14 protein-coding genes are annotated in these 23,699 nt (G+C 61.4%); all 14 read right to left on the bottom strand.

Annotated features, from left to right (window positions below; translation table 11 throughout):
• Window positions 1-12: 12 nt before the first annotated feature.
• Window positions 13-2,187 (bottom strand): tetratricopeptide repeat protein, encoded by a 2,175-nt coding sequence (locus PYR65_RS24320; protein ID WP_276121312.1) that lies wholly within the window; start codon window positions 2,185-2,187, stop codon window positions 13-15.
• Window positions 2,184-3,236, bottom strand: a complete 1,053-nt coding sequence (locus tag PYR65_RS24325) for a glycosyl hydrolase family 8 (RefSeq protein WP_276121808.1) — start codon at window positions 3,234-3,236, stop codon at window positions 2,184-2,186. Before PYR65_RS24325 ends, PYR65_RS24320 begins: the two co-directional genes overlap by 4 nt.
• Window positions 3,233-5,584, bottom strand: a complete 2,352-nt coding sequence (locus tag PYR65_RS24330; protein ID WP_060636579.1) for a cellulose biosynthesis cyclic di-GMP-binding regulatory protein BcsB — start codon at window positions 5,582-5,584, stop codon at window positions 3,233-3,235. Before PYR65_RS24330 ends, PYR65_RS24325 begins: the two co-directional genes overlap by 4 nt.
• Entirely contained in the window at window positions 5,581-7,767 is a 2,187-nt protein-coding gene (gene bcsA / locus PYR65_RS24335) for a UDP-forming cellulose synthase catalytic subunit (RefSeq protein WP_276121313.1), read from the bottom strand. The genes PYR65_RS24330 and bcsA overlap by 4 nt, the downstream gene beginning before the upstream one ends.
• A gap of 108 nt (window positions 7,768-7,875) precedes the next feature.
• Window positions 7,876-8,802, bottom strand: a complete 927-nt coding sequence (gene bcsN, locus PYR65_RS24340) for a cellulose biosynthesis protein BcsN (protein WP_276121314.1) — start codon at window positions 8,800-8,802, stop codon at window positions 7,876-7,878.
• Window positions 8,803-8,988: 186 nt separating this feature from the next.
• Window positions 8,989-11,073: a penicillin-binding protein 1C gene (gene pbpC, locus PYR65_RS24345; protein WP_276121315.1), complete on the bottom strand. Its 2,085-nt coding sequence runs from the start codon at window positions 11,071-11,073 to the stop codon at window positions 8,989-8,991.
• A complete protein-coding gene (locus tag PYR65_RS24350; protein ID WP_276121316.1) occupies window positions 11,073-16,523 on the bottom strand; it encodes an alpha-2-macroglobulin family protein in 5,451 nt (1,816 codons plus the stop codon). Before PYR65_RS24350 ends, pbpC begins: the two co-directional genes overlap by 1 nt.
• 178 nt (window positions 16,524-16,701) lie before the next feature.
• Window positions 16,702-17,871 carry an FMNH2-dependent alkanesulfonate monooxygenase gene (ssuD, locus tag PYR65_RS24355; RefSeq protein ID WP_276121317.1) on the bottom strand — a complete coding sequence of 390 codons (1,170 nt, stop codon included), beginning with the start codon at window positions 17,869-17,871 and terminating at the stop codon, window positions 16,702-16,704.
• Window positions 17,872-18,119: 248 nt separating this feature from the next.
• Window positions 18,120-19,517: an FAD/NAD(P)-binding protein gene (locus PYR65_RS24360; protein ID WP_276121318.1), complete on the bottom strand. Its 1,398-nt coding sequence runs from the start codon at window positions 19,515-19,517 to the stop codon at window positions 18,120-18,122.
• Between the two features lie 239 nt (window positions 19,518-19,756).
• Window positions 19,757-20,149: a BRA0787 family protein gene (locus PYR65_RS24365; protein ID WP_276121319.1), complete on the bottom strand. Its 393-nt coding sequence runs from the start codon at window positions 20,147-20,149 to the stop codon at window positions 19,757-19,759.
• A gap of 165 nt (window positions 20,150-20,314) precedes the next feature.
• Window positions 20,315-21,031, bottom strand: a complete 717-nt coding sequence (locus PYR65_RS24370; RefSeq protein WP_060636571.1) for an ABC transporter ATP-binding protein — start codon at window positions 21,029-21,031, stop codon at window positions 20,315-20,317.
• Window positions 21,012-21,776 (bottom strand): ABC transporter ATP-binding protein, encoded by a 765-nt coding sequence (locus PYR65_RS24375; RefSeq protein ID WP_276121320.1) that lies wholly within the window; start codon window positions 21,774-21,776, stop codon window positions 21,012-21,014. Before PYR65_RS24375 ends, PYR65_RS24370 begins: the two co-directional genes overlap by 20 nt.
• Window positions 21,776-22,774, bottom strand: coding sequence for a branched-chain amino acid ABC transporter permease (locus PYR65_RS24380; protein ID WP_276121321.1), 999 nt, complete (start codon window positions 22,772-22,774; stop codon window positions 21,776-21,778). The genes PYR65_RS24375 and PYR65_RS24380 overlap by 1 nt, the downstream gene beginning before the upstream one ends.
• Window position 22,775: 1 nt before the next feature.
• The gene (locus PYR65_RS24385; RefSeq protein ID WP_060636568.1) at window positions 22,776-23,639 is read right to left on the bottom strand and encodes a branched-chain amino acid ABC transporter permease; all 864 of its coding nucleotides are present in this window, start codon (window positions 23,637-23,639) and stop codon (window positions 22,776-22,778) included.
• Window positions 23,640-23,699 lie beyond the last annotated feature (60 nt).

A 23,699-nucleotide genomic window follows, 5' to 3' on the forward strand; every position in this document is an offset into this window, starting at 1 on the left:
TTTGCGTCCCGATCAACCTTTTCTATCCGTTATATCGTGGATGACGCCAAGTCCACGCTGGCCGTCGCGATTGCCGATGGCAGCCAGCGCCTCGAAAACCCGCCGTGCGTCGTCGTAGCGTTTCAGCTTGAGATAGGCATAGCCCCGCAGCGTCAAAAGGTCGGTCCGTTCCGGCGCGATCTGCTTCAACTGATCCAGCGCAAGCAGCGCTTCGCGGGGCCGGCCGGCGTCGAACGCCGCCACAGCCTTGTCGGCCAGAAGCGCCTGTTGCAGTTCGAACGCGCGTTGACGGTTCTGCGGCGCCTTGACGGCGGAGACGGCAGCTTTGCCGGCAAGACCAGCGCGCAGATAGGCAAGGCTCTGGCCATAGGCGGCGTCCTCGCGCGTTTTTGCCGAAGAGCCAAGCATTCCAACCTCGAAGGCCGCGGCTGCTTCGATCGGCCTGTTGCGCTCCATCAGGCACCAGCCGCGCGTCAACGCCGCTTCCGGAGCAAGCGTCTGCGGATTGATCGTCGATTTACAACCCCGGTCGACCGGGGCCGTCCGGCGCGGCCGTGCCGAAACAACCTGTTCGCTCTGTTCGGGCCGTTCGTATTCCACATCCTGCGCGACCACGACGGTGCGCTGCTGCCGCTTGACGGGAACCGTTTCATTGGCAACAGGCAGCTGGTGCTTGGCGACGTCTGGCTGTTCGACCTCGCCAACCTTGGCAATGCGTTCAGACCGTCCAGCCCAGAGGCGCTGGATTTCGGTCAGGCCCTTCAGGTCATCCAATTGCAGATAGGTCACGGCCAGGCCGTAAGCCGACGGCTCGTCGTCGAGCTTCCAGCTGAGTGCGGTGCGAAACCATTGCAGGGCCGTTTGCGGCTGGTTCAGCGCGCGGGCATACCAGCCGAACTGCTGGGCCGTGGCCGCATCGCGTGATTTGATCACCTCCGTGGCAATGCGCTTCAAGACGTCACCGGTGATGGCAACCGGTGGTTCCAGTGCCAAAAGGTTGGCGGTGGCTGCGAGATAGACGGCCTTTGCTTCCTTGGAATCGTCACGCCAGCGAAACATGGTATCTTCGGCGGCGAGCTGGTCGTTGCGATCGATCAAGGTTAGGGCAAGGCCCTGCGAAGCCGACGCCGTGTCTTCCTTGTCGCGTGCCTTGCGGAACCATTTTTCGGCCGCTTCCATGTCGCCCCGCGGCAGATAGTACCAGCCGAGCAACAGGGCATCGGAGGCAAGGCCACCGGTTTCGGCAAGGCGCTCGATGCGCGAGAGATATTGCGGCGGCACGACGATCTTTCCGTCGGCATTGGCTTCGGCGACGAACCGGCGCGCGAGATCGTCGCGGATACTGTCGAATTCCATCGTGCCGTCAGGCGCCGTCTTTTCCTTGGCAAGCAGGTCCTCGACACTCTTGGACGGAAGAATCGCGGCGGCCTTTTGAACCGTGGCAAGGCGTTCGGCTGCATTCTGGCAATTGTTCAGGATATAGCCATAGGCGTCTGTCGCGCGCTGGGCCTTGTCGGTGCGGAAAAACGCTTCGGCCACGCGCCAGAGAACATCGACCTCGCTGCAGGTGAGCAGGCTCGGTGTTTCCGAGCCGATCCGTACGACGGTGTCATATTGCTTGAGGTCAGAGGCATTGATCAGCCGCGCGCGCGCTTCGGCGACGGTCAAGCGGTCGATCAGATCCGCAGGCGGTTTCCATGCCGGTTCCGCCGTCTGGCGTTCTGCGATAGCCTTGCGGACCTCGGCGTAGCGGGACTGGGCATAAAGGTCCCACATCGTCTCCAGCTGCTTGTCCTCGTTTTGAGGAACCGCGAGAGGATCCTTAGGCGGCACCCAATCCGGATACAGCGCCTTCAAACGCGAGATTTCGGCCTGCAACCTTGCCGTATCGCCACGGCTGGCAAAATAGCGCAACGCACTCTCGTCCACTGTCGCCGCAGTCGCAGCCGTCACCACGCTGTCGAGAACAGGCCGGGCAGATCGCTTGATTTCCCGGAAGACCGGCGTGCTTGCACCATTGACGCCCGTGTTCGACTGCTGCGCCAAGCGTGGCGACAGCGATGTGGGCTCTTCCGCATCCATCAGGGAAAGGGATCGCATGGCATTCTTGACGTAATCAGGCTTGTTCATCCCGAAGACGATAATGGCGAGGACCGCTGCTGATAATGCGATGAAGGTGGACTTCATAAGCACTCCGGCTGCTGAGCAGCTATAAAGGATAGCCCCAGCAAATGGAGCGTCGAAGGATAATAGCGGGTCGGCGCGAATTGCTTCACATCTTCCGGTACCGCCGTCTTGTCCAACACACAGGCCAGAATATAGTTAATTATTCGATAACCCGGATCGGCTAGGTTGTCCTTCGGCAAGCCGGATACTATATCTATAGTTGCGTATCCTCCATTTGCACCAGTTGTTCCGCGCATCAGCCGCGTCAAAAGATCCCGGTCTTTCACCCCGGCGCGCACGAGATAAAGCGGAATGCGCACGGCATTATATCCGAATTCGGCGGGGAAACCCACCGCAGGCCCCGGTGCCGATTTCAGGGAGACCCAATCTGCGGGAAGTTGCTTCGGGCCTAGGCGAAGTTCGCCGAGAAGGGCAAGACCATCGGTGCGAAGCTTCGACCAGACCGGCGATGGGGCCAGTTGATCCAAGACCGGAAAGGCCTCGAAAATCCAGTAGGACGGATTGACGACCGGGCCGTCTTCGCGGTCGCCGGCGGCAAACCCGGTTGCGGCCGGTAGAAGCAATGTCCGGCCGGAGATTTGGAGAATCGTCTTGTCCAGAATGGCCCTGGCGATGCTGGCGCCATTTTGGGTGTAGTCGGGCCGGTTCCATTGTTTGCCCGCCAATCCCAGTGCATAGGCAATGAGAATATCGCCATCGGTCGCATTGTTGATGTCGGTGACGTGCGGTTTGGTGGCGGGGTTCCATTTCCAGGCTGCAAGGCCATCGCTGCGCAACAGCAGTTCGGTGCGGGTAAACGACCAGATCAGTTCGAAATCCGCGGCGTTATTGGCGAGCACGGCCAGCAAAAGCCCGTAGCCCTGGCCTTCGCTATGGCTGATATTGCCGTTGGCATCGTCGATGATGCGGCCGCCCGGATCAAGGAATTTCGCCTTGTAGGCTTGCCAGGCCTCGGCTGCGATCAGGGGCTGCTGAGCGGCCGCCGGGGTGCCCGCCAGACAAAAGCTGAACAGTCCTGCAAGGAAGGCCGCCAGCAGTTTCGTCCTCATTTCCGCCGCCCGAGGTTGCCCAGCATCGTCGCGGTTGCCAGGCCGAGGATGACGGCCAGCACGGCGAGCAGCACAGCGTAGGACAGGATGTTCGTCGATAGCCAATTGGCGGCGATAAGCCGGTAGTTGAAGAATGATCCAGGCTGGGTCGGCACGAACTGGAAGCTGTTCACCGGCACGGTCTGCACCGTCTTGGTGCCGGCTTCATAGGTCGAAATGCGCCCGGCAAGCTGTTCCCAGTTTGCATGTCCGCTTAAGGCCTGCATGTTGTCGCGCAGATCCTTGCCGGTCGGTGCGGCAAGGACCGTCCAGGTCCCCGATCCATCCGGGCTCGCGGCCTGCGCCATCAGCAGCGACGCGTCGCTTGACGGCATGAAGCTGGTTTCCGATCTCGGCGCGAAGCGGAGCGAGGTCAGCGTGATGTCGAAATTCTGCTTCAGCCAGCCTTCGAGCGCGCTGATCTGGGCGCTGAACGGACCGTCCTTCAACTTATCGCGCCACTCGTTATAGGCGGCCTGCGTATCGACCCCTTGAGCCTGTGCGCCCGTATTCGGGCCCCAAGTGTTGCGGCTCGCTTCCGAGATGTTCATCTGCGTAAACACTGCGGGCGGCATCTGAGAGAGCGAGCCGATAAAGATGGCGCTCCTGTTGCCGATCAATGCCGGCGATGCGACCGTTTCGACGGGAAGCGGGTGTCCGGCGGATGCGGCAAGCCGTCCAAGGAATGTCGCCGCCGCCGAAAGCGTGTTGGTGTCGATCCGGTCCAGGAACAGCGGAACGGGATCAGGGGTCCTGTTATAGGGCGCCCCGGTTCCGGCCGTCGCCGCAAGATTGGGCAACTGGCCAACGCGGGCAAAATCCGGCATGTGGAATTCGGACGTATCGAACAGCGCAAAGCGGGGCGCGTCCGTGCCGGTTGCGCCAGGCGCACAGACCTTGTCGCTTTCCGTTGACAGAATGGCTTCGATGGCAATCGTGTTCACGCCCGGACGGAAATGCCGCATCGTGACGTTGATCGGCAGATGACGAAGCAATCCGCCGCCCGATGACGTAATCGGCACGGTGGAGGCGATGCTGTCATTGACGTAGATATCGATATGACTGCCCGGCAGCACGGCCGAAGAATAGGCCGCGTCCAGAAGGATCACGGCTTCGCCATAGGAGGCGGCATAGAAATCGGAGGGAACGCCGATCGTGAAGTCGGTTCGAAAGCGCCTGCCGGAAAACTCCTCGGTCTTCAGCCCCAGCTGCGAAAAAGGCAGACGGCTATTGGAAAACAGGAACGGTGCATCCGGAGAGCGCCAGCGCTGCGTGGTGATCACATCACGGCGTGCAGGCAGGGAAACATCGGTCGGCGCAACGATGCTCTCGATCGCACTGCGGATCGCCTGCCATGTCGGGCCGGTGATCACCAGAACCGGCGACCCGGTTTTGGGGTCCTGTACGAAGCCGGCCACCGGCGCGGCGGCCGCGCCATCGGGCAAGGAGGCCAGCAGCGGCGACAGCTCGGCATTGGTGCCGACGAGGACTGTCATCTCTCCCGGCCCGGAGGGCGTGAGTTTGCTCGTTTCGAAAGAAAAGGATTGGTTCGGCATATCGGCCAGGACCGCCAAGCCCTGCGACAGGCGCATCAATGGTATCGTCGAGACCGGCTGTTCCAGCGCCGGGACGACAAAATTGAACCGGGTCAGACCGCCCTCATCGACGCCGATGGCCTTGATATCGTCAAGGCTCTGCATGCTCACCGGATCATTGGCGGTAAAGCTGAGAAAGGTTTTCTCGGCATCGACATTCGACCAGAGTTCGTAGGTCGATTGCACATCGCAATCGGTGCGGTGACGCTGGCTGGAGCGCAGGCGGATCAGGTTGGATCCCGGCTTTAGCAAGTCCTTAGGCAGGTCAAGACTGAGGTCGGAGACGGATTCCGGCGAGCGGATGGCTTCCTCGGCAATCTTCGTATTGTTGACCTCGACCGTCAGGCGGGAGGTTTCCGGGGCCACGAAAATAGAGTTCTGATAACCGAGATTGAGCTTTGCCCCCGAAGCCGCCTGTTGCGCGGTCAGATAGACAGACCAGAGGCGGTCTTCGAATTCGCCTGTCAGGCCAAGGCTGCCTTCCGGCAGGATATAACGCTGGAAGGGAACGGTCTCGACGGGTTCGGCAACCGGCGCAACCGTCACCGGCTGGGACCCGGCCGCACCATTGCCCTCGCCTTCCGGCGGCGCCGTCACTGCGGGACTGTCGGAAGCGGGCCGCTCCGGCGTCATGTCAAAGGGCAATGTCTGGGCGTTGAGCGGGCCAGCCGGCAAAGCAAGCAGCGTCAGAGCAAGGATGACGGCCTTGGTCATTTTTTCGCTCCCGCTGCAACCTTGGCCTTGCCGCCTCCACCACGATTGCTGAAGAAATAGGCGAGCCCGCGGCTTGTCTGGTAAAAAGCCAGCCCGAAGAACCAGATCGTCCCCCGGAAAAGGCCCGGATTGCCGCGGCGTGACAACTGGAATTCCGTCCATTGCTGGGAGTTTGCAAAAATCAGGTCGGCAACGAGACTATGATCGCGGGCCGCTTCCGGCAGGTACTGGCAACCCATCGTGACGATATCGCCATCGACCTGCGTGTTACGGACGGCAACGGGAAGGATTTCCGCCGTTTCGCGGCCATGCGGCGTAAACCGGATCAGGCCGCGCGTGTTAACAGCGGGCGAGCCGATCGTCTTTGCATAGACATTGATGCGGGCGCCATACACCGAAACGTCGTCGATCGTTGCCGGATACCATTGTTCGCCCAGCCCGAATTCGCAGCGGCGCGTGACCTTGACCCGCCGCGTCGCCGACAATTCGCCGCGTTCGGAAACGACGCCGAGCGCGCATCCGGCGAGCACCAGATTGAGCAGGTTCCAGGCGCCCACCACCAGCGTCACGTCGGCCTTATAGGGCTCGGTATAGACCCGGTAGATCGTCACCAGAAGCGCAAGAAGCAGCACGCCGAAGATGATGAAGAACGGCCTGCTGATTTCAGACAAACGGCTGACGAGAACGGATTCATCCTTCGCCGTCACCTTGAAACTCGGCTTCCTCGGATTGACGATCGCCGAGACCACGGCCGGCAGAAGGTGAACCGTCTGGACATATTCATAGAGCTCGGAGATCCAGGGCCAGCGGAAGGAGCCGTAGAGATAGTTCTGCATCATCAGGTTCACGAGCATATAGGCAAGGGTATAGCCCAGGAACTCGCCGCCGGACGCGGTGAAGATTTCCAGGTCGAAGAACAGGTAACAGAGCGGCGCAAAGAGAAAGATCGTTCTTGGGAACGGAAAGAGCCAGAACAATGTCGAGGACATGTAGCAAAGCCGCTGCGGGATCGACAGGCCGCGCTTCAAGGGCGGGAATTTGAACCGCAGGATCTGCATCATGCCCTGCGCCCAACGGCTGCGCTGACCGATGAAGCTGGCAAACGTCGCCGGTTGCAACCCGGCGATCAGCGGCCGGTCGACATAGACGCTGTTCCAGCCGCTGGCATGCAGGTCGATCGCGGTTTCGCAGTCTTCCGTAATGCTGACGCCGCTGAAGCCGCCGGTCTGGTCGAGCGCCTGCCGGCGCAAAACGGCTGCCGAGCCGCAGAAGAACGATGCGTTCCACTTGTCCAGTCCGCGCTGGATAATGCCGTAGAACATTTCGTTCTCGCTCGGCATCTTTTCAAAGGTGCGCAGATTGCGTTCGACCGGGTCGGGGTTGAGGAAGAAATGCGGGGTCTGAACGAGAAACAGCCGTGGATCGTCCTCAAAATAGCCGACCGTCTCCAAAAGAAAGTCTCTCGCGGGCGCGTGGTCGGCGTCGAAGACGGCGATCAGTTCGCCTTCGGAATGCGCCATGCCATTGTTGAGATTGCCGGCCTTGGCATGCTCGTTGCGGTCGCGCGTCAGGTAGCGCACATCGAGATCGGCGCAGAGCGTCTGCAATTCCTGGTGCCGGGACTTGGCCGTCTGGCTTTCGAGCAGATTGGCAGAGCTTCGCTTCTGCAGCGTGCCGCCATCGTCAAGCAGCCATACGGTCAGCTTCTCGGCCGGGTAATCCATGGCCTTGGCTGCAGCCAATGTATTGGCCAGCAGATGCGAATCCTCATTATAGGTCGGTACGTAAACATCGACGCTTGGATACTTCCCTTCCGACGCGGCCCGCGACGGGCGCGACGGCAGCGGCATGGCGACGACGAACAGGCTGAGCGCCAGCATCATCACGCTGTACATTTCCGCAAGATAAAGGAGAAAACCGGGAATGAAGTTTTCCAGCTGGTTGACCGGCGGCAGTGTGCTGGTCGTGCGCCAGTAGACGTAGCGCATCACGATGGCCGTGCCGAAAGCGAGCGCCGTCAGTCGCCATGTGCCCTCGGCTTTGAGGATTTTCAAAACAGCCATGAAGGTGACGACGGCAATACTGGCGATCAACTGGGTCTGCAGGTTGATCGGCAGCGTCACCAGCGCAATGACGCACAGGGAAGCTATTCCCCAGAAAAGAATGATACTCGCCTTGCGCATGGTTGGTGCCCTTCAGGAGGCCACCCGGTGACACGTCAGTGCCGGCGGACGCCCTCAAAACGCCATGGTCAACTCAAACTGCAACCGGCAATTCGGATCATGCCGATGTTACTTGCATTGCCCGGCACCCGCCGATTGGCTCACACAATCAGGGGACGGAACAACAATCCCCTTCATATCCCCCGATGTTGGTAAAGGAATGGTTTCTTCCGGCGCCGGTTGTTTGATTGGCACGATTTTTTCCTTCGCGACAACCACTTGGCGCGGCCGGACAGCCGGGCGAACCCGCTCGGCAGGGACTTCCGGCATCAGATTGCCGCGGATGTCATCGACCTTCGGATAGATCGGATGTCCAGTCCGGCCAAAAGCCGGATCGACACTCTGGGGCGCGCCATAGGGGTTCCAGGTGGCCGTATTGAATGCGCCACGGATCGTATAGCCGTACATCTGGCTGACCAGCTTTTCCTCGCTGGCATTCTCTTCGCAAAGCCGCAGCCGGACCTGGATCGTGCCCTGGTTCTGGAAGGCCGTTCTGGCATTGTCGGGCGAGCGGATCTGCTGCCAGCCATAGAGGCACGCATCGTTGCCGTGCCCGCGCCCATAGGCATAGCTGAAGGGCCCGTAATTGTTCTGCATGTAGATGGGTGATTGCCGGAGTACTACGCCCGGAAGCTCACGGCGCATTTCCCTGGCAATATCGCCGGCGCGGACAGAGCTGTAACCGAGCGACTTCGTTCCATCGAATTTCAATCCGACCGGACCAAACAGCTGGACGCGCATCAGATTCTGGCCGGGCGTCGAGGCGGATGTGAACAGGAAGATGTCCTGCTGGGTCGCGTTGCTGAAACTGCGCTCGACGATATTGACGATGGCTGGTCCGCCCGGTCCCGGCAGCGCAAAGGCCGTCTCGGTCGGCACGGTCGTTGCAGTATCGGACAATCTCACGCCGTCGCGCGCCCCGCAGCCGGCAAGGCCAAGCGTCAGGACGACGCCGGCAAGCGCATATCGGACGGCCAAGGGAAGCGGAAAAGACAATATGCCTCCGTCAATGTCATCGCAACTGGGTGTCCCCCCGGCGCGGTTTCGAATCAGATCGGATCGAATCATGTCTCACTGATAAATCATGAGACGATGTTCGGGAATCCCCATTCCTGATAGGGCACAATTCGGAGTTGCCAGTTCCGGCCTGATGGCGGCTCGAGCGAAACAATTCCGGTGATTCTAGTTGAGAAAAACCCGCACGCTCGCGGCCCGCCCGGCGGCATCGATGACAGTCAGCGTGGAATAGCCGGCGCCATCCGGCACCCATTGATTGACACGGCGCCGCGACGTCTCGGGCAGCGGTTTGCCATTGGCAAGCCAGCGGAAGGGTGCCCGCCCGCCCTGAAGCTTGAGCACAAGCGGCATCGCCACGCCATCGGTATCGACGCCCAGTTCCACACGGGCGCCTTCCGGCGGATAGACGATCTGCGGCGCGGCTTCCCGGATGGAGGCGGAAACGAGGCCATTGGCGCTCAAGGAAAACCGGCGCTGGCTGATCGGCAATTCGGCTTGCGCGATGCGAACAGCACCGGCCGGAGCACGCGGAAGCGGCGTCAGGGCAACGCCTGACTTGGCAAAGCCTTCAAACAGGATCGGCGCCGCCGTGCCGTAGCCTGTCAGGCCGGGGACCGCGCCATTGTCCGGACGGCCAACCCAGACGCCCAGAACGTAGCGGCCATCGAACCCGACGGACCAGGCATCGCGGTAGCCGTAGCTCGTGCCGGTCTTGTAGGCGATGCCGCGCTGGACGGCGCCTGCGGGCGGCAACACGCCCGAAAGAATATCGGCGATCTGCCAGGTGGCAACGGCGTCGAGAAGCGGTTCGTTTTCAAGTGCGCCCGGTTGCTCGCGAATCCCGTCGCCAAGCCGGACCGGCTTGCCGCGATTGGCAAGGCCGGCATAGAGCTGCACGAGATCCTTCAGGTTGATCCCCAAGCCGCCAAGGCCGATGGCCAGGCCCGGCGCCTCGTTCGCAGGCAGGGTAGGCCTCACCTCGGCGCGGCGGAAGCGCACCATCAGGCGCGTTGGGCCGACGGCGTCCAGCAGCCGCACGGCAGGAACATTGAGCGACAATTGCAGGGCTTGGCGGATGCTGACATCGCCCTGATAGGTCATGTCGAAATTGCGCGGCCGGTAGCCGAAGAAATCTGCGGGCCGGTCTTCGATGATGGTTTCCTGGGACACCAGCCCCTCCTCGAAGGCGAGGCCATAGATGAACGGCTTCAGCGTCGAGCCGGGCGAGCGGGAAATGCGCGTCATGTCGATCCAGCCGGAGCGGCTGGCATCGAAATAATCCGCCGACCCGAGTTCGCCGACAATCTCGCCGGTGCGCGCATCGGCCATGACCATGGCGATCGAGACCTTGGGCCCAAGACGCGCGGCAGCCTCCTTGGCGACGGTTTCCAGCCCCTTCTGGATATTTCGGCGCAGCGTCGTCTGGTGCTGGATAACCGCAGGATCTTTTCGCCGCGCCGCTTCTGCGACATGGGCTGCAAAGGCCGGCAATTGCAGACGGCGCTCCGGCACGGCGGTCAGGGCAGCGCGTTCCGCCTCCCCTTCACCGATCACGGCGGAAACGGCCATGCGCTCCAAAACCCGTTGCCGCGCCGTCTCGGCGGCTTTCAGATGACGGTCGGGGCGGCGCTTTTCCGGGAGTTGGGGAAGCGCCACCAGAAGGGCTGCTTCCGATACGGTCAAACGCCGGGGCTCCTTGCCGAAATAGGCAAGGCTTGCCGCACGAATGCCCTCCAGATTGCCGCCATAGGGCGCGTGGGTGAGGTAAAGATCGAGGATTTCGGCCTTGCTCAGGCGGCGTTCGATTTGCACGGCGCGGGCCAGCTGGCGGAACTTTGCAGCAAACGACCGGCCTTCCCGCGGCTCGATCAGCCGTGCCACCTGCATCGACAGCGTCGAGGCGCCCGAGACGATCCGCCCGTGGGTGGCGAACTGCCAGGCGGCGCGCACCAGGGCGATGGGATCGACGCCCTTGTGCTCGAAGAAGCGCTGATCCTCATAGGCGATCAACATGCGCACGAACTGAGGATCGACGTCCTTTGCCGTCGTCTGCAGCCGCCAGCGGCCCTGCGGCGTCGCAAAGGCCCGCAACAGCTGTCCGTCCGCATCGAGCACTTCGGCAGAGACCGTACGCGCTTGCTCAAGCGGCGGCGGATAGGCGTGGTCCGCCGTATCTATGCCGAACATGATGGCGACGCATAGAAGGGCCGAGCCCACCAACGCGCCGCAGATTTTTGCCCATAGAGCCATTATTCGACCGCCTGAACCTCCATGCGCCCCATCGCGGAGCGCGCGGAGAATTGCGGCCGGTACATGTCCTCGATGCTGGCAGCCGGATGATCGTAGGTGCCCGGCGTCACGGCACGAACCACATAGGCAACGGTGATCGAGCGGTTATCACCCGCTGTCCGGTCGAAGGCAGCAACGAAACGGTCGTTGCGGAACTCCGTATGGGCAGCCTCGATTTCGCCGATCCATTCGAAGTTCGACAGTTTGGCACTATCAACCAGGGTCGGATTGTCGATCTCGAAACCGGCGGGCAGGAGGTCGGTAATCAGCACGCGCGACGGCCACGTATTGCTTTCCGTGGCGTTGATAACGACGACGTAACGCTCGTTCTGCCTGGCCTGCGTGACATTCGCCTCCTCACCGTCGAGCGTATAATAGGTCCGCTCGATGCTGAAGCCGTTGCCGCCGGCGGGCAGCGGGAATGCGGGCGCAGCAACCGTCGTGACGACGGCGGCAACCGGTTCGCTCGACCGGTTGGTGATCGTCACCGGCTGATCGAGAACCTCGTCGCCGCTCAGCCGTGCTGCATAACCACCGCTGCGCGGTGTCCCGTTAATGTCGAGACTGAGGTCGGTGTCGCCGCCTTGAATGGCGCGGGCGGCCATCAGCGTCCACATCTGCTCCTGCGTGCTCGTATAGGATTTCTGTTCCCACTCGCGGGCAACGATCTTGGCGAGTTGCGGGATGATCGTTGGTACCGGCCGGGCTTCCGCTGCCAGCGTTAAAACCGCAGCGTCGTCGCGCAAGGCCGAGCCGTAGTCGGACCGGTCAAGGCTTGCATCACTTGCCGACATCGACATTTGCAGCGCATCCTCGAAAATACTCTGCGAACGCTGCGCATCGCCGTAAAGGGCGAGAGCCGCAGCCAGATGCCCTTTCGACAGCGGCGTCGGGAATTCCGCAAGCTTGGTGTCGGCGTAATATCTGAGATCGCTGATCGCAGCCTTGCGGTTGCGGGCCAGCACATAGAGAGAATAGGCAATCTCATTGCCTTGGCTCTTCATGTCCACATCGTAGCTCAGCGCATTCTGCAGGTTATCGAGCGCCTGCACCATGGCCTGGTCCGGCACCTGGTATTTCTGCTCGCGGGCGCGTGTCAGGAAGTCCGTGACATAGGCGTCCAGCCAGAGATCGCCGGAACCGGGGCTCCAGAGGCCGAAACTGCCGGTCGAGGACTGATAGGACAGAACCCGGTAGATCGCTTCCTGAACGCGCTTCTGGACATCGCCATCCTCCGGCAGGCCGGACTGCTTAGCGAGTTCACTCAGATACAGCAGTGGCAGCGCCCGGCTGGTCGTCTGTTCGGCGCAACCATAGGGGTAGCGGTCGAGCGATGTCAGCAATGCCGGAATATCGAAGGCGGCAGAGCGGGTGACGCTGATGCTGACGGCCGATCCCTGCAGCATGCTTTCGGCCAGAAGGTCGCCATCGACCTTCAGGCTGGCATTCGGCTCGATAGTGATGGGGTGGCGGGTCGTCACCGGCAGGGCTGCGGGCCGGACCGGAACCGAAACCGACTGCTGCAGCGAAAGCCCGTCGGCGCTCGTCAGCTCGATCGAGATCGCGCCGTCACCCGGATGGACGCCGGACAGCGGCAGAGTGAGGTCGAATTTACCGCCGGGCTTGACGTTGAAGGTCTGCTCGGCTTGCGCCGCATCGATCACTACGGAGGAACTGCTCGTCACCTTCAGGTTCATGTCGCCGGCAGCGCCATCGGTATTGGCGATGTCGAGCCGAAGCTCCGCCTTATCTCCGGGCGCCAGGAACTGCGGCAGGCTTGCCGTGACCACGACCGGATCGCGAATGACGACATCGGTTGAGGCATGCCCGACGCCGGCCTTCGACCAGGCGACAGCCATGACCCGGGCGGTTCCGTTGAATTGCGGGATGTCGAAGCTGATAATCGCTTTGCCGTTCGCATCCAGCTGAACCGGACCGGAGAAGAACGCCACCAGTTTTTCGGTCGGCGGCTTGCCCTGCAGCGCCATCTGGCCGCCGTCGCCACCGGTGCGCAGGCGCCCGGTCGCCCCGAGCGAGCCGTCGATCAAACGCCCGTAGAGGTCGCGGATTTCGAGGCCGAGCTGGCGCTGGCCGAAATACCATCCGGCCGGATCGGGCGCTTCATAGCGCGTCAGGTTGAGAATACCCACATCGACGGCGGCAACCGTGACATAGGCTTCCTCGCCCACCCCTGCCCCGGTCACGGCGACCGGAATATTCAGCGTCTGGCGTGGCAGCGTCTTTTCCGGCAGGTCGAGCGTGACGGAGAGCTTGCGCTCTGCGGGATCCACAGCCAGCCATTTGATGCCGATGGAGCGCATCGGCATGCGGCTTTCCTGCGCATCGCCCGGACGATAGAGCGTTGCCGTGACATAGGCGCCCGCGCCGAAATCGGCGGTGATCGGAATATCGACCTCGCCGCCCTCGGCCGGGATCGACGCGGTCTGCGTGGCGATCAGCTTTTCCGAGCCGATCGTCACCAGGACTTCGCCGCCAAAACGCGGCGACACGCGCAACTTGGCGGTGTCGCCGATCGCGTAATTCTGCTTGTCGAGCGCAACCTCCAGGCCATCCGGCGTTTCCGTCGAGCTTGCGGTGACATACCAGCCGGAATCGAACTCGACGCTGGAGGCCGGGCCGTCGATATCGGCGGTTTCCACTTCGAGCATGTAGCGGCCCCAACCGGCCGAGATGGCGATCTCGCCGCCATCCGTGGTGACGTCCAGGGTGCCGTTCGAGACCTGCTTGGTGGATGTGACCGGTTCATATTTCCAGGCGGTACCGTCGCGATACCACTGATAATCCTGTTCGACACGCAGCAGCTTCCAGGTCAGGCCGGTCTTGGCCTGCTTGGCGCCGCTCTCGTCGATGGCAATGACGTGGAACTTGCCGACGGCGTTTTCCGCGAGATCGCCGGAAAATTCCGGCTTGATGCCGATCATGGCGCCCGCCGGTTTGACAGGCAGTGTGAGGGAACGTTCGACGGCGCGGCCGCCGGCCTCCTGGACACGCACGGTGATATTGGCGTTGAGCAATTGCGTGGTCGAGGGCACGTCCGTCAACGTGACGTCGAAGGTGGCCTTGCCATCCTCGTCCAGCGGCTCCAGTCCCTCAAGAGTGGTACGGCTGTCTTCCGTCGCCTCTTCGTCGGCAAGACCAAACAGGTAGCCCTTGAAATCTTCAGTTTCGCGGGTCGGTTTCAGGCCGACTTCACCTTCGAGCTCCAGGCCAGCGGCCGGGGCGCCATAGAGGAAGCGGCCGTCGATGGTGACTGGTACCGGCGTATCGATCTCGATCTGCTTGGCTGTGCTTGCCATGTCGAATTCGACCCGGTCGGGCACGAAGTCATCGACCTGGAATTGCTTCTCGCTGATCGCCGTACCCTTCGGATCGGTGAAGATCTGCACGGTCCAGGTGCCGCGCATGGCATTGGGCTGCAGAGGCAGATCAAGCGCATAGCCGCCGGCCAGGCCACCGTCGCTGACAACGCGGCGATCCTCGACGCCGTCGGGGCGCATGAAGATGAAGGTCAGCGGCAGTTTTTCAATCGCGATCGAGGCGCTGTCGCGGGCCAGTGCGGAGACATGCACGGTTTCACCAGCGCGGTAGATGCCGCGTTCCGTCCAGGTCAGCACGTCGATGGCGCCAGGCGCCGCACGGCCGGTGACGCCGCGGTCGGAAAGATCGAAACCGGCGCGGGTCAGGTCGAGGAAAACATAGTCGTCATCGCCGCTCTGTGCGGTGATGACAGCCGGTGTCATGGCGGCCGTGCCGCGCAGCAGGCCGGCATCGAATGTCGCGCGGCCGTCAGCGTCGGTGGTCGATGTGCCGAGCACTTCATTGTTCTTGGCAAGCAAGGTCAGTTCGATCCCGGCCATCTGCTTGGCCGATGCCAGCGAACGGGCAAAGACGGAGAGCCCGTCGGTCCCGGAATAGGTGGAAAGCCCGATATCCGAGATGACGAACCATTGCGTTGCCTGGCTGTCCCATTCGTTGCGGGCGCCCGTGGCCGAAACGGCGGTCAAAACATAGACGCCCGGCTTGCGCTGCGGCAGCGCTTCATCGACCGGGAAACTCGTCACGACTTCCTTGTTGAGATCGGTCGCAATGTCGATCGATCCCTGCCAGACCATTTCGCCGTTTTCATCCTGGATGCGCTGGGCACTATAGCCATCGAGCTGCGTCAGGAATTGCGAGGCCGTCAGCAGCGAGGCGATGTTGCGGTCGCCGATGCGGTAGAGTTTCAGATTGGCGCTGGCGGTGTTTACAGAAACGATCGGAATGCCACGGCGGGCCGTGCCCGGCAGAACGAAACTGTCGCCGGTAAAGCGGACCATCGCGGCGCGGTCGGGAATGTAGACGTCGAGATTGACATTGGCTTCCAGCGGCTCCTCGACGGAAGACGGAAGTCCCGAGCGCAAGGCAATCTTGTAACGCTGCCCGTGGGTCAGGCCCTCGACGCAGATTTCGCTGCCCTTGGCTTCGAGAGCCTTGGGCGTGGCGCCGTCCAGGAGAACGAACGGCGTGTAATCGACACCGGCCTTGACCAGCGGCTCGGAAAACTGGACGCAGACCCGTGGCGTGGCGCTGTCGGAATCGATCTTATGTTCGGTCACGCGAAAACCCTGGCGCGAGCGCAGGTCCGTGTAATCGGCCCGGACGGATTTCGCCTCGACCAGCGCCAGGCTGGCCTTGTAGGCGCTGAGTGCGGCCCGAAAATTCTCGGTATTTTTCAGTGCGGTGGCGAGAACTTCCAATGCCTCTGCCCGCGCCTGCGTGGTGCGCGACAGCTGATAGGCATTCAGCGCTGCAAGCGATGCCTGGGTGGCGAAATCGGAATTGCCGTAAACGCGATTGGCAGCGCGCGCCGCTTCGATCCACAAGGCGCCGTCATCGGGCGTGATGGCGAGCGCGCCCTGAAAGGCTTTCAAGGCCGGGGCGACATTGCCGGCCGCGAGCTCGCGATAGGCCGCGTCCTTGCGGCCCTTCAGCCCCAGCGCGTCCTGGTCCGACAGCACAGAAAGATTGTCTTTGGTGGCGCGGGCGTCAGTGAGCAGCTGTTCGGTGACGAACGGCAAGGCCGGGGGGGCGCCAATATCCGGTTCTGCCGAGGCAGCATCGACAACCTTGCCGGCGACAGCGCCGGCGAATGTGTTCAACGTGTTATAGTCGGATTTGAGAAAGCACCATTTCACCTTCGGATTATAGGTGAAGGCGCGGCAGGATGTATCTGCGACACAGATTTTTTCGCAATCGCCAAGGGAGACATTCTGTTGCGTGCGCAGGTCGAAGCCGAAATAATCGCCGTCCTGCGTGGTGACGATATGCCTGCCCTGCTCCGCCGCCTGAACTGCGGGCGAAAACGCCAGAACACTGAGAACAAGTGCTGATAACCGGATAAACGCGCGCATAGACAAAAGTCCTCCCCAACGCTGCCGTTTTGAACCGGTTTACTCTTTAGGCTCGCCTTAAGCTTGTCAACCGGACTTCGGCAGCGGCTGTTGTATAGCCACTGCCCTGGTTAACGGTTGAATGTTACGATTTATTCGTTCCACCGCGAACAAATCCGCCGATAGCGTTTTCGTCAGCTCAGGATTGCGACACCTTGAGCGGAGGACGGTGATCCCCGGCAATGGTTTCGCCGAACGGACCGGTATTGGCGCTCGCCTTGTGGGACTTGACCGGGTGGTTGAGGGGAAGATTGGGCAGCACCAGTTCGCCGAACCGGTACGCCTCTTCCAGATGCGGATAGCCGGAAAAGATGAAGGTATCGATGCCGATCTGACGGTACTCGTCGATCCGCGCCTTGACCTGATCAGGATCGCCCACGAGTGCGGTCCCCGCACCGCCGCGCACCAGGCCGACGCCCGCCCACAGGTTCGGGCTGATTTCCAGCTTGTCCTTGCTGCCGCCATGCAGCTTGCTCATCCGGCTTTGGCCGACGGAATCCATCCGCTCGAAAACCTTCTGGGCGGCAGCAATCGTATCCTCATCGACATATTTGATCAGTTCGTCAGCAGCGGTCCACGCCTCCTTTGCGGTCTCGCGGACGATGACGTGAAGGCGGATACCGAAAGTGACCTCGCGGCCTTCGGCTTGCGCAAGTGCCCGCACCTCCGCCACCTTCTTTTCCACATCCTCGGGCGGTTCGCCCCAAGTCAGGTATTTGTCGATCGTGCGGGCGGCGACCTGCTGGCCGACACCGGAGGAGCCGCCAAAATAGAGCGGCGGGTGCGGGTCCTGGACCGGCTTGAACAGTAGCCGTGCGTCCTCGATATCGAAATGCTTGCTCTTGGTTGTGACCTCTTCGCCGCGCAGCACGGCCTTGTAGATATTGATGAACTCTTCGGTGACCTCGTAGCGTTCCTCATGCGAATAGTGAATGCCGTCGCCCTTGTTCTCGATCGGGTCGCCACCGGTGACGACATTGATCAGCAGGCGGCCGTTGGAGATGCGATCGAGCGTCGCGGTCATGCGGGCGGCGAGCGTCGGGCTGAGCAGGCCGGGACGCACGGCGACGAGATAGCGCAGCTTTTCCGTCAGCGGCGCCAGCGCCGAGGCAACGATCCAGCTGTCCTCACAGCTGCGGCCGGTCGGGATCAAGACGCCGAAATAGCCGAGCGTATCGGCTGCCTGGGCGACCTGCTTCAGGTAGTTGAGATCGACATTGCGGCCGCCGATCGAGGTGCCGAGATAACGGCTGTCGCCATGGGTCGGCAGAAACCAGAGAACGTCGATCTTTTCCGGAACGGGGCTCATATGCGATTGTCTCCAGCATGGTCTGATAGGAAATGGGTCATCGCGCCTATTTTTTCCGGGATCGGCCGGGATCGCAAAATTATAATATCTATAAATTTTCTTGTGAAAGGAAAATCCGTTCGCGTTGGCGGCCTTCTTGAGGCGTTACACCCGGCAATGGACGGGCCAGCTGTTCACACGGAATTGGATGGCCCGGCTCAGAAACGGCAGAGTTCGGGCCAGCTTGTGGCAAGGGTCATGACCGGATATCAGCTTGCCTGCAATTGCGGCAGAGACCGGGCGCCGATCAAAGTCGCGGCCGCATAGGTTTGCGTGACAATCTCAGGAACAAGATCGATATCGGGCAGCGAGCCGAGACCGAGCGGGCCGACAGCGAAGAGACCTGCGGGACGGCCCTTTGGCGTTATGAGTTCGCCTGCGGGGTTGACGGCGAGACCGAGGTCGAGCTCGTCCGTCGCTGCCAGGCCCGCCTCCAGAAGGTCGGCGACGACGGGGTCCCGAAGATCGGGCGACAGGCAGCGGCAGTCGATCACCTCGTCGGCTGCAAAATGGCTCTCGACCGGCTGGCCTGCCCACCGCACCAAAAGACCATCCGCCGTGCGTTTCAGGGTGGTTCCGCGCTTGAGTTCCGTCAGGCCGCTGGCCAATTCACGTTCGAGCCTGGCATGTACATCGGCCGGGAGGCGGTTGCGATGGCTGTCGTAAATCGCACGCAGATGCCGGTTGAACTGTCTTTTCTCGCTAGGGGGAAGCGATGCCCAAAGGGTGCGGGCACGTTTGCGCAGGCCGTTCATGGCCGCCTGCCAGCTCCAGCCGTTTTCCTCGGCCTCGGCGCAGGCGTCGCGAACGAAACGGACGATATTGCGCAGCTGCGATGGCATGGGCTGCGTCGGGAAGACGGCGTCGGCCGGCATGCGGGTATGCGGTTGCGGCAGGAAACCGCGGCGCGACAGGATGGTGATATGGCCGGTAAAGCCGCCATCGCGCAATTGCAGAACCTGATCGACGGCGCGCAGGCCATTGCCCATGACGACCACATGCCGCCGGTTCCCGGGACGCTCCATCAAAATGGCGTCCATCACCTGCTCGCTTGTCTCCAGCGGCGGTTTCAAACCGTAGCCGGTCGCAAGCACAACTGTGTCATAGACCGCCTCGCCGCCATCGGCCAGGCTCAGCGTGAACAGGCCGTTATCGTTGCGGCGGATATGGCTGATGCCGTCGTTGGACATCTGCACGGTCACATCCGTGCGCTGCGCCAGCGCCTCGGAAAAGCGCTGATAGACATAATCGCTGAACGTGGCCTTTGGCACGAAAATCTGTCCGAAACCCGGAATTGCAGCCGACACGGCTTCGCGAAACGGCGCATTGGCCTGTAGCCAGCGGGTAAAATCCTTCGGCTCGCCGGTCGAAACGGAGAGATCGCGGGCACGGCTGTTAAGAATTTCGGTGGAGCGCGCCGTTGCCAGCGCCTGTCCGCCGCTGATGATCGGGCGCGGATCAAACATGCGCAGCCGGAATGGCTGATTGACCGACTTCAACAGGGCGATGGCCATCATCAGGCCGGAAAAGCCGCGGCCGACGATGGCGATCTGCAACGGCTGATCGCCGCGCAGACTGAAGGACGGCGAAAGACCATGAACCGTCATATCATTTCCTCCCCGCATCACGCGGCTGGATGGTTGAACCTCGGCACCCCTACTCCAACGCCAGTTCATCAATATGCGGTACATTCACTGTAATTCATTAGTTTAAACACGGACAACCCGCCCTATCAAGTCGTTTTCACGGCCTGTTAAAACGCGATATGTTTCCGTTACTTAAGTTGCATATATGTGAAGGCTGCCGCCCCCGGCAAAGCCGGAAGCGGTCTGGAACGCCAGAATTCTTAAGTCTCGGCCCGGGTAGACCGCAGCTTTTCAAACCGGCGCAAAAAGACGCCGATATCGCTGCCACTGCGTTGCAGCTGTCTCTTGCGAATGACCACGCACATCACCCTGGCCGCCGTGGAAAATGTCATCTCGTCCAGAGAGTTGCTGCTGCTCCAAGGCTTGGTGAGCCGCTCGGTAATGGCGCTGACCATGTTGTTGGGCAGGATGTCGGTGCAATCACGCATATGGTCGAAGACCACACCGATGGATACTGGCATGCCCAGGTGATAAACGACGGGAACGTCGGGATCCTCGGCCCAGTCGTCATACGCTTCCAATGCATCGCGAAACAGCAGATGCAGCGTGATTGGAGCGTGTCCCTCATGCAGTTCGGGTAAAAGGTTGTTCATTAGCACATCCTCATCGTTGGGAACGGTGGTTGGTGCCGACAGAAATCGACCTAACGCGAGAATGCACGAAAATGCGGATTGTTCCACCGCTTGAAAAATAAAAAGTCTGCGGTTATGTGAAGCCCCTGGCAGGTGAACACTGCCAGGAAAACAGTTGGCTTCAGGTCAGTGCAACCCGCCCACACCGAGCAGCCGGTCGACCGCATCATGATCGGCAGCCAACGCCTGCGGCGTGCCGCTCCAGGCTACCCTGCCGCGCTCGAGCACGATCACCTGATCGGCGAAATCAAGAGCGCTCTGGATGCGTTGCTCGACAAGGACGATGGTCATGTTGCCGGTGCTTGCAAGTTCGGAGAACGCTTTCATCAGCTCTTCGCAGATCACCGGCGCGAGCCCTTCAAGCGGCTCATCGAGCAGAAGGACGGTGGGGCGGCCAAGAATAGTGCGCGCCGTGGACAGCATCTGCTGCTCGCCGCCGGAAAGCTGGGACCCAAGATTGCCCTTGCGCTCGAAAAGACGCGGAAACATAGCATAGGCCTCCTGAAGATCGCTTTTCGGCCGGTCCTTCAGGCCGACGAACAGGTTTTCCTCAACTGTCAGCGTCGGAAAGATGCAGCGGGTCTGCGGCACATATCCGAGCCCCGTGCGGGCGCGCAGCGCGCTGGAAATGCCGGTAACATCGGCTTCGCCAAGGCGGATGCGCCCGTCATAGCGTTTCGTCTGTCCAGCCAGCGTTGCAAGCAGCGTCGTCTTGCCCATGCCGTTGCGGCCCAGCACCGCCAACCGTTGCCCTGCCGCAACCGAGAAGGAGACGTTTTCCAGGACCCGGGTCGGTCCATAACCCGCCGACAGGTTTTCGACGTCAAGCGGCGTGGCTGGCATTGGCATAGCTCCCGAGATAGGCTTCGCGCACGGCGGCATCCTTGGTGACATCGGCTGGAGAACCGTCGAATATGATCGTGCCGGCGGCCAGGACGATGACCCGCTGGGCAAAACGGAAGACCAGATCCATGTCATGCTCGATCATCAGCACGGCAAGATCGGCCGGCAGGTCGGCAAGGGCCTGTTCAATGCGGCCGGTATCGCTCTGCGGCACGCCGGCGGCGGGCTCGTCCAAGAGCAGCACTTTCGGTTTGAGCGCCAGCGCCATGGCAATTTCGAGCAGACGCTGCTGACCATAAGCAATCTCGCTCACCTTGCGGTGCATCAGGTCGATCAGGCCGAGTTTCGTCAGAAGCACGCTCGCCTCGTCCATGACATCGGGCATGGACAGGAAATTGCCGAACATCTTGCCGGTGCGTCTATCCCGTTGCAGGATAGCCAGCGCCACATGCTCGGCTGGCGTCATCTCCTGAAACAGCCGCGTCACCTGAAAAGAGCGCACCAGCCCGCGCCGGACGCGGCCGATCGCATCGATCTTCGTGACGATTTCGCCGTTGAGCCGGACCTCGCCAGAATCAGGCCGCAGATTGCCGGTGACGAGATTGACGAATGTGGTCTTGCCGGCCCCATTGGGGCCGATCAGCGCCACCCGGTCGCCCGGCGCCATCGACAAAGAGACATCGTTGGTCACGGTAAGGCCACTGAACGCCTTGTTCAGATTGAAAACGTCGAAAACCGCGCTCATCAGCATTTCTCCAGGCGGCGGGCGATGAAGGCGGATGCCGTGCCGTAAAGGCCCTTGGGTGCAAACAGGACGACCGCGATCAAAAGGGCGCCCACCATGGTCAGCCAGTGGAACGGATTGGCCGCCGAGACATAATCCTCAAACAACATGAAGACGACGGTGCCCGTCAGCGCTCCAAACAGCGAACCGGTGCCGCCGAAAACCAGCATGACCAGGGATTCGGCGGATTGGGTAAAGGACAAGCTGTCGAGGCCGACGACCTGCGTGGAGATTGCATTCAACGCCCCGCCCACACCAGCCACGGCGCCGGAGATGACATACATCTTGATCAAGGCGATTTTCGGCGACGCACCCATGGCCATGATGCGCAGCGGATCCTCCTTGATACCACGGCAGAGCATGCCGAAGGGCGAGCGCACCAGGAAACGCAACAGGACAAAGACGGCAAGCAACAGAACAACGCCGAATATATAGGCGGTCTGTCCCCAGAGATCGAATTCGAACCGGCCGAACAGCGGATCAGGGGAAATTCCCGACAGGCCGTCGCTGCCGCCCGTCCAGGATGAGGCTTTGTTGGCAAATTCATGGAAGAGATAGATCAGCGAAATCGACAGGACCAGTTGCGGCAACCCATGGGCCCGCAGGATGATGACGCCGCAGATCAGTCCGGCGATGGCGCCGCCGACAATGCCGGTAACAGTCATCAGCAGCGGGTCGGTGATGCCGAAATGTGCGGCGGCAATGCCTGCGGCATAGGCGCCGGAGCCGAACAGGGCGGCATGGCCAAGGGTCGCCACGCCGCAATAGCCGGTGACGAGATCGAGCGACAGGACCAGAAGCGCGATAGCGATGATCCGGGTCAAAAGCGCCAGATTATCGGGAAACAGGAGGTAACCGACGACAGCGACCGCCGTAATGGCGCCGATGCCGATCAGGTCGCGGCCGAAAGTGCGGCTTTGCCGGGTGTCGGCGGTTTCAGAGTTCATGATGAGCGTCATCCTAGCGTGCCCGTCCGGCAAGGCCACGCGGGAAAATGCAGATGATGGCGATAACCGCGAGGTAGAAGAAAAATTCGCCGAATTCCGGCATGAGGTAGCGCCCGGTCGTATCGATGCCGCCGAGAACGAGGCAGGCAAGAAGCGCGCCGGGAATGGAGCCCGCGCCACCGACGGAAACGACGACCAGGAAGGTGACCATGTAACGCAGCGCATAATAGGGTTCGACTGGCAAGAGTTCGGCGCCAATGACCCCGCCAAAAGCCGCAAGGCCGACCGCAACAGCAAAACTGACCGCGTAGATAATTTCCGTGCGCACGCCCAGCGCCGCAGCCATGGAGGCATTGTCGACGGAGGCGCGCAGCTTGACGCCAAAGGCGGTTTTCTCGATGGCAAACCAGAGTGCACCGGCCACCGCAAGCCCACAGATGATGGCAAACAGGCGATGCACGGCAATCGAGCGGAAACCGAGATCGGCCGATCCCTGCAGCGCCGCCGGCAGCGGGATCGTCTTCAAGGTCGGGCCGAAGACGTAATTGGCGATGCCGATGATGCAGAAGGTAATGCCGATGGTCATCAGGACCTGCGTCAATTCCGGCGCACCGTAAATCCGCCGGTAGAGCAGCCGTTCGATCGGGATTGAAATGATCACGGTGCCGGCGACGGCGAGAAGAACGGCTGCTGCATAGCCCAATCCAAGATTTTGCGCCGCATAGGAGGCGATATAACCGCCGATCATGGCAAAGGCACCATGGGCCAGATTGACCACGCGCATCAGCCCCATGGTGACGGAAAGCCCGATCGAAATGACGAAGAGCACCATGCCATAGGCGACAGCGTCGATGGCTATGCTGAAGACTGTTTGCATTGCGCAACTTCCACTTGATTATTGACGGGAGACGGGAAGGCCCCCTCTCCCGTATCGCAA

The sequence above is a fragment of the Pararhizobium qamdonense genome (assembly GCF_029277445.1).
GTDB lineage: Bacteria > Pseudomonadota > Alphaproteobacteria > Rhizobiales > Rhizobiaceae > Pararhizobium > Pararhizobium qamdonense.